The organism is Collinsella aerofaciens, assembly GCF_020181355.1.
Taxonomy (GTDB): domain Bacteria; phylum Actinomycetota; class Coriobacteriia; order Coriobacteriales; family Coriobacteriaceae; genus Collinsella.
Window position 1 is genome coordinate 1202874 of record NZ_CP084004.1, and the last position, 14385, is coordinate 1217258.

At 62.4% G+C, this 14385-nt stretch carries 11 protein-coding genes and 1 other RNA gene; 9 read left to right on the plus strand and 3 right to left on the minus strand.

What is annotated here, in order from left to right; translation table 11 throughout:
• Window positions 1-85 precede the first annotated feature (85 nt).
• From LCQ44_RS05170 to gatB, 5 genes are all read left to right on the plus strand, one after another.
• On the plus strand, window positions 86-1873 hold the full coding sequence (locus LCQ44_RS05170; protein WP_225093227.1) for an isopeptide-forming domain-containing fimbrial protein: 1788 nt from the start codon (window positions 86-88) through the stop codon (window positions 1871-1873).
• A 210-nt stretch (window positions 1874-2083) separates the two neighbouring features.
• The gene (locus LCQ44_RS05175; protein WP_225093228.1) at window positions 2084-2974 is read left to right on the plus strand and encodes a class C sortase; all 891 of its coding nucleotides are present in this window, start codon (window positions 2084-2086) and stop codon (window positions 2972-2974) included.
• A 305-nt stretch (window positions 2975-3279) separates the two neighbouring features.
• Window positions 3280-3591, plus strand: a complete 312-nt coding sequence (gene gatC / locus LCQ44_RS05180; RefSeq protein ID WP_117716772.1) for an Asp-tRNA(Asn)/Glu-tRNA(Gln) amidotransferase subunit GatC — start codon at window positions 3280-3282, stop codon at window positions 3589-3591.
• Window positions 3591-5105: an Asp-tRNA(Asn)/Glu-tRNA(Gln) amidotransferase subunit GatA gene (gene gatA, locus LCQ44_RS05185; RefSeq protein WP_225093229.1), complete on the plus strand. Its 1515-nt coding sequence runs from the start codon at window positions 3591-3593 to the stop codon at window positions 5103-5105. The genes gatC and gatA overlap by 1 nt, the downstream gene beginning before the upstream one ends.
• Complete coding sequence (gene gatB / locus LCQ44_RS05190; protein ID WP_225093230.1) at window positions 5105-6781, plus strand: Asp-tRNA(Asn)/Glu-tRNA(Gln) amidotransferase subunit GatB; 1677 nt, start codon at window positions 5105-5107, stop codon at window positions 6779-6781. The genes gatA and gatB overlap by 1 nt, the downstream gene beginning before the upstream one ends.
• Before the next feature lie 220 nt (window positions 6782-7001).
• On the opposite strand, the gene LCQ44_RS05195 is transcribed toward gatB, so the two are convergent.
• Together LCQ44_RS05195 and istA are read right to left on the minus strand one after the other, a co-directional pair.
• A complete protein-coding gene (locus tag LCQ44_RS05195; RefSeq protein ID WP_006235234.1) occupies window positions 7002-7829 on the minus strand; it encodes an ATP-binding protein in 828 nt (275 codons plus the stop codon).
• Complete coding sequence (gene istA / locus LCQ44_RS05200; protein WP_035138955.1) at window positions 7826-9133, minus strand: IS21 family transposase; 1308 nt, start codon at window positions 9131-9133, stop codon at window positions 7826-7828. Before istA ends, LCQ44_RS05195 begins: the two co-directional genes overlap by 4 nt.
• Before the next feature lie 810 nt (window positions 9134-9943).
• On the opposite strand from istA, the gene LCQ44_RS05205 reads away from it, so the two are divergent.
• From LCQ44_RS05205 to LCQ44_RS05215, 3 genes are all read left to right on the plus strand, one after another.
• The gene (locus LCQ44_RS05205; protein WP_055250999.1) at window positions 9944-10189 is read left to right on the plus strand and encodes a DUF6110 family protein; all 246 of its coding nucleotides are present in this window, start codon (window positions 9944-9946) and stop codon (window positions 10187-10189) included.
• Window positions 10190-10267: 78 nt separating this feature from the next.
• A complete protein-coding gene (locus LCQ44_RS05210; RefSeq protein WP_225093231.1) occupies window positions 10268-12283 on the plus strand; it encodes a heavy metal translocating P-type ATPase in 2016 nt (671 codons plus the stop codon).
• 5 nt (window positions 12284-12288) lie between these two features.
• Window positions 12289-12846, plus strand: coding sequence for a type II toxin-antitoxin system VapC family toxin (locus LCQ44_RS05215; RefSeq protein WP_225093232.1), 558 nt, complete (start codon window positions 12289-12291; stop codon window positions 12844-12846).
• A gap of 58 nt (window positions 12847-12904) precedes the next feature.
• Here the strand turns inward: LCQ44_RS05215 and LCQ44_RS05220 are convergent, their stop codons facing one another.
• A complete protein-coding gene (locus LCQ44_RS05220; protein WP_225093233.1) occupies window positions 12905-13339 on the minus strand; it encodes a hypothetical protein in 435 nt (144 codons plus the stop codon).
• A gap of 239 nt (window positions 13340-13578) precedes the next feature.
• On the opposite strand from LCQ44_RS05220, the gene ssrA reads away from it, so the two are divergent.
• Window positions 13579-13942: a transfer-messenger RNA gene (gene ssrA, locus LCQ44_RS05225) on the plus strand.
• Window positions 13943-14385: the final 443 nt, after the last annotated feature.

Below are 14385 nucleotides of genomic sequence, written 5' to 3' on the forward strand. Positions count from 1 at the left end.
CATAACGAAGCAGATGCTAAGGCACAGACAGACAGATTTAGATCAAACGGACTTCAAGCAGAAAGCAGAGGAAAAGAAGATGAGCATGAGCAAGAACATCGCACGCCTGGCAGTAACCGCCGGCCTCACAGCAGCGCTGAGCTTCGGCGGAGTTATGGCGCCGGTGACCATGGCGTTTGCCGAGGGAACGGGGTCGACCGTCACGTTCGAGGACGCCGATTACACTGCGTCCACGACCTATAAGGGTATCCAGATCTTCAAGGCAAAGGTCACGACGACCGGTGGGAATACGACGGTGAGTAGCATCGAATGGGCCAGCTCCGAAGCCCAAACTGCTGTCGTAAACGCCATCAAGACAAAGGATACATCCTACGATAGCGAGAACGCACAGGATGCTGCCGATTGGCTTAGCATCAAATCTGAAGTTACCGGGACCGATTCGAAGGTTGCTAGCGACAACGTTCTCAGTCTAATCGCCGATGGCCTGAAGAGCAGCACCGCCTGGAAGGTGACGAGCGAGGGCAGTGCATCCCTTTCCGGACTCGGCGCCGGCTACTGGCTCTTCCTCACCGCTACTCCCGGTAAGCCTGCTGACAAGTCGACCGATGTGTTCACCTCTCCCGTCTACGCCGTGATCGACGGCGTGAACGCGAAGACCGTTATGCCAAAGAAGGGCGTGCCCACTGTCGAGAAGAAGGTCCTCGACGATGCCGACGCCGCCGATGCCGCCGACATCAAGGGCTCCAACAAATGGAATGATGTCGCCGATTCCCAGATCGGCCAGGAAGTTAACTACAAGCTTACCGGCACGATCGCCAGCAACTACGCTACCTTTGGCACGTATGCTTACAAGTTCACCGACGGGCTTTCCAATGGCCTTGACTATGTCAAAGGCTCGGTTAAGGTGTACGCGCTGAACGGCGAGACTTACAGCGAGATTAAGTCGAGCAATTATACCGTGACGGATGCTGATGCTAGCAACAACAACACGCTGACGGTCGAGTTTAAGACCGGAGACGGCAAGAAGGGCCTCAAGGACGTCAGTGACGTGAACGCCGACACCAAGATCGTTGTCCTTTACAAGGCCAAGCTCAACGGCAACGCCGTGATCGGCAACGCAACCGACGGCAACAAGGGCGGTAACCCCAACACCGTCAAGCTCGAGTACTCCAACAACCCGTATGCCGAGGGCACGGGCGAGACGATCGAGGATACCGTCGCCGACTTCGCGTTCAAGCTCAACCTCAACAAGGTCGACCAGGGCACCGAGAGGGGCCTTGCGGGCGCCGTCTTCACCATCCAGTCCGATGATGCGAACACTCAAGGCCAGTATATCGCCTCGAAGGACGACCCCACCGCGGGCGTCGTCGCGGGCCAGCTCGTGACCGTTGCCGGCACCACCAGCCTTCCCGGTTACGTGAAGTTCACGTCTGGCGATAATGGCCAGATTGCCGTGAAAGGTCTCGATGAAGGCTCCTACAAGGTGACCGAGGTCCAGGCTCCCAATGAGAAGTACACCAAGGCCAACCCCTTCACTTTCACCATCACCGCGACGTATGATGACGCGAGCATGAAGGTGACGGGCCTCACGGCGGCGGTTTCCAAGGCCGACGAGGGCCGCACCGACATCGCCTTCGGTAAGCTCGACGGCAATGACGGAGACAATAAGCTGACCGGTACGGATGGCACCGGCACCAACGCCGCCACCGGTGAGATCACCATCAACGTCGGCAACACCAAGTCCGTCGGCCTCCCGCTGACCGGCCTCAACGGCGTGACCTTCACTTGGATCGCTGGTGGCGCGGTGCTGTGCATCGGCGTGGCGCACCTCATCCGCAGCCGTAAGCAGGCTGAGGAGTCCGAGCAGGAGTAACGCTCGCTCACCCATCCCTTTGGCAGGTGGGATGTGATGGCCATGAGACTTGCGGACACTTTTCTCGTCCATCCACGTTCTTGCTTTGCCATTCACTTTTCGGGGCAGACTCCGCACTGGAGTTTGCCCCGTTTTGTATCTGCGAGCCCGCGCTGCGCTATCCTGCTTGGTGCAGCTCTCTAGCGCAACCTGACGAAAGTGGTGTGGCCGATGTCACGTGCAAACAAACACTCCAAGCCCGCGGGCGGCAAGCGCCGTCGCAAGCGACTGCCGCGCTGGGCCGACCGGCTCATCACCATCGTCATCATCCTTATTGGCGTGGGCCTTATGACCTGGCCGTGGATCTTGGACCGGCTCGAGGCCTCGGGCGTGTTCAACCAGATCAGCACGGTGTCCAGCACCGTGGACGCGCTGTCTGCCGAGGAGCGCGAGCGCATCCTGCTGCAGGCGCGCTCCTTTAACGAGCAGCTGGCGGGCGAGGCCACCGAGCTTCCCGCCGACCAGATCGAGCCCTACGCTCAGCAACTTATCTTTGACCGCGACCCCATGATGAGCTGGGTCGAGATCCCCTCCATCGATGTGAGCATGCCCATCTACCACGGCACGAGCGAGGAGGTCCTTATGGCGGGCGTCGGCCACCTGGAGGGCACGAGCCTGCCGGTGGGTGGCACCTCGACGCATTGCGTGCTCACCGCGCACTCGGGCATGCGCAACCTGAGCATGTTCGACGACATTCACTCGCTGGAGCCCGGTGACCTGGTGCTGCTGCGCACCATGAACAAGACGCTCGCCTATAAGATGGTGGACTCCGAGGTGGTGCTGCCCGAGGAGATGGAGTCGCTGACCATCGAGCCCGGCGCCGACAAGGTGACGCTCGTCACCTGTACGCCCTACGGCGTGAACGACCATCGTCTGCTGGTGCATTGCGTGCGCACCAAGTACAGCAAGAAGGACGTCGACAAGCAAAAGTCGCTGGCTGGCCGCCACTGGGGCAAGCGCGAGTTTGCCGTGCTCATCGTGGTCGTAGCCATTGTGCTGTTGCTGCTGGACATCGTGATCCACGCGGGCCGCAAGCGCCGCAAGGCCAAGGCCTCGGCATAAGATATTCTCCAGAACCACCACAATGGGGACAGGCACCTTTGTGGTGGTCGGGACTTCCAAACCATCACAACATTCGATGATAATCTCGATTTTGGCGAAAAGCGTCGAATGTTGTGATGGTTTTCGTTGCGGGTGGGATGGTTTTCGCTATGGACGGCGCGGTTTTCGCTGCAGAATCGCCAGCCCGCAGCCTGCCAACCCGCCGCCCTCGTTACGTTTTCGCTGCATTTGGGTAAAGCGCCTGCTCCAAGCGGCGTTGCCTTGTATACTAGAGCGGTTTATCTGTTATGCGGAAGGGAGCGCCTATGGCACTCAGCGAGAAAGACGTGCGCGGCATCGCCGAGTACGCAAAGATCGCACTGACCGATGACGAGCTCACCCAGATGACGTCCTACATGAATGACGCCGTCCAGATGCTCGAGCCCGTCCTGCAATATGACTTACCCGACGTGGAGCCCACGTTCCATCCCATCGGAAGCCTGTCCAACGTGATGGGCGACGACCTGCGCGAGCCCGAGCGCGACCTGCCGCTCGACGTCGCGCTTGAAAACGCCGGCAGCGCGCGTGAGCGCTACTTCCGCGTGCCGTCCATTTTGGGAGAGGGGGAGAGCGAATAATGGCGCTAAGCTTCGATTCCCTTACCGCCGCCCAGATCGCCGCGGGCGTTGCCGCCGGCGACTTTACCGCTACCGAGGTGGCCCAGGCCTCCCTTGCTGCCATCGAGGCGCGCGAGGGCGGGGTCCAGGCATTCCTGCAGGTGGCGCCCGAGCTTGCGCTCGAGGCTGCTGCGCGCGTGGATGCCGACCGTGCCGCAGGCAAGCCGCTGCCCCCGCTTGCGGGCGTGCCGCTGGCCATCAAGGACAACATGAACCTCGTGGGCACGCGCACCACCTGCGCTTCCCGCATGCTCGCGGACTACCAGAGCGTTTACACCGCCACCTGCGTCCAGCGCATGCTCGATGCCGGCTGCCTGCCCATGGGCAAGGCCAACATGGACGAGTTTGCCTTTGGCAGCTCCACCGAGAGCTCAGCGTTCCACCGCACCAACAACCCTTGGGATACCGAGCGCGTGCCCGGCGGCTCCTCGGGCGGCTCCGCTGCCGCCGTCGCCGCGGGCGAGGTCGCGCTCTCGCTGGGCTCGGACACCGGCGGCTCCATTCGCCAGCCGGCGTCGCTGTGCGGCGTGGTGGGCTTTAAGCCCACGTATGGCGCCGTGAGCCGTTACGGCGTGGTCGCCTTTGGCTCGTCGCTCGACCAGGTGGGCCCCTTTGGCCGCACGGTCGAGGATGTCGCGCTGGCCATGAACGCGCTTACCGGCGCGGGCCATGATCCGTACGACTGCACCAGCCAGGATTGCGCCGTCGACTTTACCGAGCATCTCAACAACAGCATCGAGGGCAAGCGCGTGGGCATCATCCCCGCATTTATGGAGGCCGAGGGCCTGACGCCCGAGGTCAAGGCCGCTGTTCAGCGCGCCGCCCAGGAGCTGCAGAACCAGGGCGCCGAGCTGGTCGAGGTCGACCTGCCGCACCTGGACGCCGCTATCGCCGCCTACTACGTCATCGGCCCGGCCGAGGCGTTCTCCAACCTGGCCCGCTTCGACGGCATTCGCTACGGCTATCAGGAGGAGGGCTGCGCCAACCTGTCCGACCAGAGCTCGCTTTCGCGCGCCCACGGCTTTGGTGCCGAGGCCAAGCGACGTCAGATGCTCGGCGCCTACCTGCTGAGCTCGGGCGTGTACGACAAGTACTACTACGCTGCGCAAAAGGCCCGCACGCTCATCACGCAGGACTACGACGCCGCGTATGCCAAGGTGGACACTATTCTCATGCCCGCCTCGCCGCGCACGGCCTTTAAGTTTGGCGAGATCAGCGACCCCACGCAGATGTACCTCTCCGACCTGTACACCATCTCGCTCAACATTTGCGGCAACGGTGGTATCTCGGTGCCGCTGGGCCTGGGCGAGGATACTCAGCTGCCCGTTTCTGCCCAGCTGGTGGGTCCGGCGTTTAAGGACCGTCAACTGCTCACGTTTGCCCGCGCCCTGGAGCGCGGCTTTGCCGATGCCGCCACGGGTGCGCCCGCGCTTTCCGTCGCGCCCGAATTTGCCGGGAAGGGAGGCGAGCTGTAATGAAGGAGCTTTCCGAGGTCCTGCAGGATTGGGAGGCCGTGATCGGCCTGGAGATCCATACCGAGCTCACCGCACTCGATACCAAGATGTTCTGCAACTGCAAGCTCAGCCACGATGACGAGCCCAACGCCAACGTGTGCCCGGTGTGCCTGGGCCTGCCCGGCGCCCTGCCGGTGCCCAACAAGCGCGCCATCGAGAGCATCGTCAAGGCCGGCCTCGCCACCAACTGCGAGATCCAGCGCCACTCGATGTTCTACCGCAAGCACTACTTCTACCCCGACATGGCCAAGAACTTCCAAACCACGCAGGGTCCGGTCGCTTTTGCCATGTACGGTCACCTGGACCTGGACGTGACCGGTCGCGGTGCCGCCGAGCGCCCCGACTGCGCATTTGGCGAGGCCGAGGCCCAGAGCCTGGCGAGCGCCTCGGCCAACGCCGAGGGCCTGTCCACGTCCATGACGTCGACCATGCGCGAGGGCACCCAGCGCGCCGGCCACCTGGCCAGCTATGACGCGTCCAACCTGCAGATGCCCGAGCGTCGCGAGGACGGTTCCTACACGGTGCCCATCCGCATCCTGCGCATCCACATGGAGGAGGACGCAGCCAAGATGGTGCACGTGGGCGGTGCCGAGGGCCGCATTACCGCCGCGGCCGAGTCGCTCGTCGACTACAACCGCTGCGGCACGCCTTTGATTGAGCTCGTGACCGAGCCCGACTTGCGTACGCCCGAGGAGGCTCGCCTGTTTATGGAGAAGCTCCGTCGCATCTTTGTGACGCTGGGCATTTCGGACTGCTCCATGGAGAAGGGCTCCATGCGTTGCGACGGCAACGTGTCGCTTCGCCGCCGCGGCGAGACCAAGCTGGGCACCAAGACCGAGCTCAAGAACCTCAACTCATTTAAGAGCCTGCACGACGGCCTTGCCTACGAGATTTGCCGCCAGGCCGAGGTACTCGAGGAGGGCGGCATCATCTATCAAGAGACCCGCCACTGGGAGCCCAGCCGCAAGCGCACCGTGGTCATGCGTGTGAAGGAAACGGCCGACGACTATCGCCTGTTCCCCGACCCCGATCTGGCGCCGTTCGATCTGGACGACGAGTTCATCGACCGTTGCCGTGGCGAGATCCCCGAGCTGCCCGATGCCAAGCGCGCCCGTTTTGAGGCCGACTTTGGCATTAAGGCGGCGGATGCCGAGCAAATCGCCGGCGACCCCGAGTTTGCCGACTTCTTTGAGGCCGCTGCTGCCGGTATGGCCGGCAAAGAGGCCCAGACGGTCGCTAACCTGCTGGTCAACGAGATGATCGCCTACCTTAAGGGCGCGGGCGTGTCGCTCGCCGAATCCGGCATCGCGCCGGCTCAGGTAGCAGCCCTTGCCAAGCTGCTGGCGACCGATGCTATCAGCTCCAACCAGGCGCACGAGGTCTTTGAGGCCATGGCCCAAACCGGCGACGATCCCAACAAGATCGTCGACGAGCGTGGTATGCGTCAGGTGAGCGATGCCGGCGCGCTGCAGCCGATCGTGGACGAAGTCCTGGCAAACTGTGCCGATCAGGCGCAGCAGTATCGTGACGGCAACCAGAAGGTCATCGGCTTTTTGGTGGGCCAGTGTATGAAGGCGAGCCGCGGCAAGGGTAACCCCAAGCTCTTCAACGAGTTGCTGAGAACGTCGCTCTCGTAGCTGCGAGGCCGGGGAAGCCCCGAGTCGCCGGGGTATTTCCTCCAAATTTCAAACAGTCCTATGCAAGACGAAGGCCACATTTAGTGGCCTTCTTTGCATGCGGAACTCATTTGTGTTAGCGCCGGAATAATTTAGCCAAATATAGTCGGCCGAGATTGACCAATCCCGGCCGACCCATTTTAGCCAACACGCCCGCATCTATGACTTTCCTATCGCATTCCTACATCCCCTCGGGCTGGATCCCCCTCACCTTCACCGCCTGGGGGACGGCCTCCACCGAGTAGGTGTCAAGCTCCCTGCCGCGGTAGCTCGGGCCCCGCATCACGAACACCGACGCCTTGTCGAACAGCCTGTCGAGGGCGCAGAGGAGCGTGTCGTCGCCCGTGAAGAACTCATCCCACCCGCTCGGGGCGATGTTGCTCGTGAGGACCATCGCGTTCGGCCCCTCCTTCTCGTAGCGCCTGTCGACGACATCGAAGAACAGGTCGGTGCACGGCCTGTCGTAGACGCATCTCCCCACCTCGTCAACGATGAGGCACGACGGCTTGACGAGCGAGGAGACGACCCGCGAGGTGTTTCCCCGCTGGACGGCCTTCTGGAACCTGTCCCTGAGCTCGGTCGCCTTTATGTAGTAGGTCTTGAGCCCCCGCATGCAGCACTCGCGCCCGTAGGCCTGCGCGAGGTGCGTCTTCCCTATGCCGCCGGGCCCGACGAAGGCGACGTTGCGGTGCGCGTAGAGGTCGGCCAGCGACGGGAGCTTGCCCAGCGCGGCCGCGTCCCGGCCCTGGATCCTGGAGAAGTCGAAGCCCTCGAAGGTCTTGGGCTCGCGCCTGGGCAGCCTGCTCAGCCTCAGCAGCGTCTCGATGGAGGCGAGCCTCCTCTTCTCCGCAAGGTAGGAGAAGGTGGCTGCCACGGCGGCCATCTCCCCGTCGCCGAGGTCGAGGTCCGAGGCGAGGGTCGCGAGCTCCTCCGCCCCGACGGCGATCCCGAGCCTCGACGCGGCGTCGCTCGCGAGCTCGTAGGGGCTCGCCCCCGCGCCCGCCATCATTCGGCCCTCCCGAAGTCGAACCTCTCGAAACCGGGTTTCGTCCTGGGCGGGGCGATTTGCTCGACCACGGTCCCCACCGGCTGGGTCGGCAGCTCCTCGGGCTGCGCCGGCGATGTCTCCCACTGCCCCTCGCACCAGCTGTCGGCGCCGGTGCCGACGGCGTGGGCGACGAGCTCGCGGGAGAGGTCGTCGCTGTATATGTGCACCACGCGCCCCTCCCGGTTCACCCTGCACTCGCGGCGGACGTACCAGTAGGGCACGCCGTAGCGGTGCCCCTCGAAGCTCACGAAGCCGTCGAAGGAGATCTTCCGGCGCGGGCACAGGTACCGCTCGACCTCGGCCGTGACCTCGAGCGGCCTGGTGTTCGCCGAGCACGCCGCCTCGTGCTCGCGCATCGGGACGCATGCCGCCGCGCGCCGCCAGCGGCCTCCCTGCTCGGCGCACCAGAGGGCGGCCTCCCGGTTGAGGGCGTCAAGGTCGGTAAAGGACCTTCCCGCGAGGAAGTTCCCCTTCACGAAGCGGACGAGCCTCTCCACCTTGCCCTTCGTATAGGGGTGGCGCGGCCTGCACAACCTGGTGCGGAAGCCGACGACGCCCATGAACTCGGCGTAGTCGGCCTGCCAGACGGGCCGGCCGTCGGCATCGCGGCGGACGACCACGCTCTTCATGTTGTCGGTGAGCACGGTCGCGGGCACGCCCAGCGCCGAGAACGCGTGCAGCATCCCGATGAGGAGGTTCTCCTGGCGCGCGTTCGGGAAGAACTCGACGTGGGCGCCCCCGCAATGGTGGCAGACCATGGCGAAGCAGGCGATCCGCGCCCGCTCCCCGCCAGGGCGCTCGACCGCGACGAAGCCCCAGTCCATCTGGTAGGCCTCTCCGGGCGCCGTCCTGAAGCGCTGGCCGCGGCAGCCCTGCGGGGCCGCCTGCCGCCTCTTCGCGGGCACGAGGTCCCGGTGCGCGGCGATATAGGTCTTCACCGTGGTGAGGCCGCCGGCGTAGCCCTGGCCGAGCAGCCGCTCGAATATCACCTGCGAGTTGGTGACGCCCTTCCGCAGGAGGTCGTCCACCAGGCCGGTGTGGCCGGCGAGCACGCCCGGCGCGGCCCTCCTCCCGCTGTTCCCGTGGGGCAGGGCCCTGAACCCGTGTGCCCTGACCGTCCTCGCGCGGGAGCGGGTGAGCCCCGTCCTCCTGCAGAACTCCGCGAGGTTGCATGCCTGCGGGTCGAACCCGTCGCCCTCCTCCGCGGCCATCTCCCGGAGCGCCGCGTCTATAATCTCCTGTAGGTCATCGTGTCTCTCGTTCACCTCAATGGTCCTCCTAACGCCGGCGTGTTGGCACCACCAGCGTAGTGGCGGCGGGGAGGCACGGTGGCCATTATTCGGTGACCGGGATTGGTCAAAATAGTTTGACTATTAGCGGCTAAAATCGCCCGGCGCTAACATTTGGAGCAAACACCCCGGCGACTCGGGGCTTCCCCGGCCAGACGACTCGGCCGTTCGGGTCAGGCGGGGCTGAATGGAATAGAGTGAATGGGCGTGCCGTCGGCACGCCCATTGTTTTGAGGGGAACTCATTGAGAGGCAAGGCCCTGCGCCCGGCCCCTCGGTTCCGTGACGACTCGGCCGTTCGGGTCGGGCGGGGCTGAATGGAATTTGGTGAATGAGGGCGCCGATGGCGCTCTCATTCTTTATGGATGTGGCAAACGAAGGTGAATACTTTTCCGCGAAGTGAACGACCTATTTTGGACCCCTGAAACATCAACACTTTTCTGGCTCTGTTTCCTGCGGTTTTGTCGAGTTTTTCCTGCGGTTTTGCTGGCGAAAAATGCAGATGTTTCGGGGGTCCGATTTCACTCGTTCACTTCGCGGAAAAGTATTAGACCTCGATTTGTTGGGTCGGGGGAGAGCCTTTCTTGGATGCCGGAGGTGTACGCTGCGGCAGGCGGATCGCCAGAAGTCGGCTGTTCCGCGCCTCAAGATTTTCAAAGGGTTAACCTTTGTTGACCTTAATAGTTAGATAAACTAAACTATTTTCCAAAAGTGTGCTCGAGCAAACTTATTTACTCGGGTGCTGAGGCACCGTGCCGCGTCTAATGCGGCAAAAGGGAGAAGCAACATGAAGAAGTCGACGTTTAACACCCTGCTTGTTGGTGGCGGTTTTCTGCTCGGCACGGCCGGCATCAAGCTGCTTACCAGCGCTCCGGTCAAGAATGCCTGCGTGCAGGGTATCGCGTGCGGCATGCGCATCAAGAACGGCTACCAGGACATGGTCGAGCAGGCCAAGGCTAATGTCGACGACATGGTTGCCGAGGCTGCCTACATCACCCAGAGCGAGGCCGCTGCTGACGAGGCAGCCGAGTAACGCTCCCAGGCACAAACTATGAGATTCTCGATTATCAGCGAGATCCCCGGCAGGACCCGTCTTCAATTGGCGGGTCCTGTGCCAGAGAGCGATCTCGATGCACTTCTTAAGCTTGGCGGCGAAATCGACGGCGTGCGCAAGGTGCGCGTCTACGGCCGCATCGGCCAGATGGCGCTCGAATATGATGAGCCGCGCCGCGATGCCGTGCTGACCGCCGTCGGTGCGCTCGACGCTCAGGCCATTGCCGACGCAAAGACGGGTTACGTGATGCAGCTTGAGCCACGCAAGCACAAACTCGTTATGGACCTGGCGACACTCGTCGGTGCCCATTACGCACGTCGCTGGTTCTTGCCGACGCCTCTGCGTGCGGTGTTTGTCGTGGCCGGTTACATGGCTTTTTTGCGCGCTGCCCTTCATGAGCTGGCGCAGCCTCGCCTGACCGTTCCCGTGCTCGACGCTTCGGCCATCGGCATTTCGTTCGTCAAGCGTGATGTCGACACCGCGGGCCAGACGATGTTCCTGCTCAACGTGGGTGAGCTGCTCGAGGACTACACGCGCGCCATGAGCGAAAACGAGCTCATCAACTCGCTGCTCGACGTGCCCGATAAGGCACAAAAAGTGGTCGGCGACACCGAGGTAAGCGTTGCCGCGACCGAGCTTGAGCCCGGTGACTTGGTGGCCGTGCGCACCGGCATGTCCATCTGCATTGACGGCGTGGTCGAACAGGGGAGCGCCATGGTCAACCAGGCGACCCTGACCGGCGAGCCGCTTGCCGTCGAGCGCAGCGCAGGCGATGACGTGTTCGCCGGGACCGTCGTGGAAGACGGCAGCATCTTGGTGCGCGTGCGCGCCAACACGGCTCAGACCAAGCTCCGATCGATCGTCTCGCTCGTGCAGACGGCCGATTCACTCAAGTCCGAGGGCCAGTCGCATATGGAGGACCTTGCCAACAAGATCGTCCCGTGGAATTTCTTGCTTGCAGGTCTTGTCGCTCTTACCACGCGCAGCCTCATCAAGACTTCGGCAGCGCTGATGGTCGACTACTCGTGCGCACTCAAGCTTACGGGTTCCGTTGCCGTCATGACTGCCATGAGCGATGCTGCCAAGATGGGCGTTATGGTCAAGGGCGCTAAGTACTTTGAGTCGTTTGCCAAGGCCGATACCATTGTCTTTGACAAGACCGGTACGCTGACCGAGGCCCAGCCGCGCCTAGCTTGCGTGCTCACGACCGACGGCTGGAGCGAGGACGAGGTCCTGCGCCTTTCCGCTTGCTTGGAGGAGCATTTTCCGCATCCGGTGGCGCGTGCCGTGGTCAACGCCGCCCGCGAGCGCGGGCTCGAGCACCGCGAGCGTCATGCCGCCGTCGAGTACATCGTGGCGCACGGCATCGCTTCGTCCATCGAAGGGCGTCGCGCGATTATCGGCTCGGCACACTTTGTGTTTGAGGACGAGAGCGCGCAGCTCGAGGCCGACATTAAGGAGCAAATCGAGTCCCAGATGCAGGGCCTGTCGCCGCTGTATCTGGCGGTCGATGGAAAGGTCGTCGGCGTGCTCGGTATCGAGGACCCGCTCAAGCCCGGGGTCCGCGAGGCAATCGCCGACCTGCATGCGCTGGGCGTCAAGCATGTCGTTATGCTCACGGGCGACTCCGAGCGCACGGCCGAGCGCATTGCGCGAGAGGCGGGCGTCGACGAGTTTAAGGCCGAGCTGCTGCCCGAGGACAAGTACGCGTATGTGGAGCGCATTAAGGGCGAGGGGCGCCACGTTGCCATGGTGGGCGACGGCGTCAACGATTCGCCGGCGCTCGGTTTGGCCGATGTGGGGTTGGCCATGGGCGGCGGAAGCGACATTGCCAAGGAGGTCGCCGATATCATCCTGACCGATACGGATCTTGCCGCGATCGTGCGCCTGCGCCGCATGAGTCAGGGTCTCATCGACCGTCTGACGAGCTCCTATTCTAAGGTGATGCTCACCAACTCAGCGCTCTTGGCACTGGGCATTACCGGCGCGATTACCCCGCAGGCGTCGTCACTGCTGCACAACGGCTCGACGATTGCCTACAGCCTGGGCAACGCAAAGGCTTACCTGCGTTAGCAGACGTGTTCGCCCACGTTATCTGGCCTGCGCCCAGACGGCATCGGTGTCGTCCGGGCGCAGGTCTTTTGCATTTGGATGCCAACGTATGGGTTGATTCGTTTTGCGCCGACCATGCCGAGTCGATTGCCGCGCGTGCGTTTATTGGGCAGGCGACGGAGGCGGGGGCATTGCTGTTCTTTCCGGTGCATATCGCCAAGGACGTACTGTATGTTGTACAGCACGAACTGAAGCGCAGCGTTCTTGCCAGCGGGGGAGCGCTCGGCGAGGCTTCTGCCCGCGCGATTGGCGATGCGGCGCTGGCGTTTGTTCGGAACATGACCGAAAACGCCACGGCCGTGGGTGCAGATGCGTCGGACCTTTGGCTGGCCGACAAATACTTAGCGCTCCATCGCGATTACGAGGACAACTTGGTGCTCGCCGCGTGCAAGCGCGCGCAGGTCGATTACTTGGTGACCAACGATCGCAAACTGCTCGAACATGCCGATCTTGCAGCAAAGACCCCGCGCCAAATGATGCCGATTTTGGCCTTGGCCGAACGCGGCGGGGCGGCTATCGGTTGACGCGAACTGCTTGCGGGCCTCTTGGACGACGATGCGCCAAGGGACCCGCGTGTGCTATTTACAAAAGCTCGGCCTTAATGGCGGGGCTTTCTGCAAGCTGCTCGGCTGCCTTTTCGTCGGAGCTGTCGAGTGCGGCCAGACTGCGGTAGACCCACTCGTTGACCTGGGTGTTCTTGACGCCTGCGGTCTGCATAAGGGCGCCTACCTCGCGGATTGCTGCGAACAGATCGGCCTTGGGACCCGCGAGCTCGACCTCGATACCGTGGTAGGCGGCCACGCCGCGGTTCTCACTCACGTGGTCGATAAAGCCCTCGACGGTCTCAAGCTGCTGGGCGAGAGCCACATCATCGTTAGCGTCCAGCGCGACGAGTGCATTCGATACCGTGAGGGCGGGATGTCCACAGGGGACAAAGCCTTCGATGACATCCATAGCTTCGGTAATGGTTGAGCCCAGGCCTGCGAGGGCATTGACGAGTTGCTGCTTGGTATCCATAACGGTCCTTTCGACGGGGCAGTTGTGCTTGGCGAAAATATACGTGACGCGATCGATAGCAAAAGTGCGAAGTGCGGCGCACATTGGGGTCTTCACAGCTCGTGCATAGAACAGCTGTCCGCTTTCAGAACGTGGTAAGATAACACTCCACAAGCGGGGCTCGTCCCGCATGTTCCTTGAAAAGTCGACGGCTGTTGGGTGCTTTTGTGCCCGATGCCATCCAGACTTTCCCAGCATTCGGGGGCGACTGGTTTCGACACGATAGCTCTGAGAGAGGAAGCAAGCCGAGGTCTCCTCGCCTCGTTAAACAGGGGTACCGTCAAATTGAATTGACAACAACTCTTCTTTTGAGCCTATGGCTCTCGCTGCTTAATTTATAGCGGCGCGTCAACCCGGTGATTTCCCCGACACCGGCGCGACGTCATTTTAGGGGAATGCTCCTGCGCACGTAATCGGTATGGCGCAGGCTAAGACCGAACCGGTTAGGACGCCGCGAGCGTGTCGCTGCGCGCAAAGCGTCCGAGACTAAACCAGCGACTGAGCTTGGAGATGCCAATCAGGGGGCTTTCGTGGACCGGAGTTCGATTCTCCGCGCCTCCACCATAAGTAACAGGCAGGTAGATACTCATATCTACCTGCCTTTTTATTTCTTGTCCGCACCGCGGAGAATCGAACTCTGTGCAGGGCGCGAGCGTTAAGCAAACGCGAAGCGTTTGTAGCGAGCGGGCGAGGACGCCGGCAGGCGGCCGAAGCCGGTGCGTATTTGCGAAGCAAATACGCGGATTCTCCGCGCAAAGCTTCAACCCTATGCAGATGCGATGCCGATCGGACTGCAGCCTGCCATGCCCCGCATCAACGTCGCCCCAGGCGGAAAATCCATCCCAGAATTCCGGCTCAGACTGGGATGCGGTTTCCGGATGACGTTTCAAGCGGAAACCGCATCCCGGAATCTAAGCTCGGAATGGGATACATTTTCCGGATGACGCCTCAAGTGGAAAGTTCATCCCGGAATCCGCGCTCAGACCGGGATACACTTTCCGCTTCAC

Coding starts and splice junctions, on each gene's coding strand:
- LCQ44_RS05175 (WP_225093228.1), top strand. CDS start 2,084: ATGTCACGTGCAAACAAACACTCCAAGCCCGCGGGCGGCAAGCGCCGT.
- gatA (WP_225093229.1), top strand. CDS start 3,591: ATGGCGCTAAGCTTCGATTCCCTTACCGCCGCCCAGATCGCCGCGGGC.
- LCQ44_RS05205 (WP_055250999.1), top strand. CDS start 9,944: ATGAAGAAGTCGACGTTTAACACCCTGCTTGTTGGTGGCGGTTTTCTG.
- LCQ44_RS05220 (WP_225093233.1), bottom strand. CDS start 13,339: ATGGATACCAAGCAGCAACTCGTCAATGCCCTCGCAGGCCTGGGCTCA.
- gatB (WP_225093230.1), top strand. CDS start 5,105: ATGAAGGAGCTTTCCGAGGTCCTGCAGGATTGGGAGGCCGTGATCGGC.
- LCQ44_RS05195 (WP_006235234.1), bottom strand. CDS start 7,829: ATGATGGCGGGCGCGGGGGCGAGCCCCTACGAGCTCGCGAGCGACGCC.
- LCQ44_RS05170 (WP_225093227.1), top strand. CDS start 86: ATGAGCAAGAACATCGCACGCCTGGCAGTAACCGCCGGCCTCACAGCA.
- gatC (WP_117716772.1), top strand. CDS start 3,280: ATGGCACTCAGCGAGAAAGACGTGCGCGGCATCGCCGAGTACGCAAAG.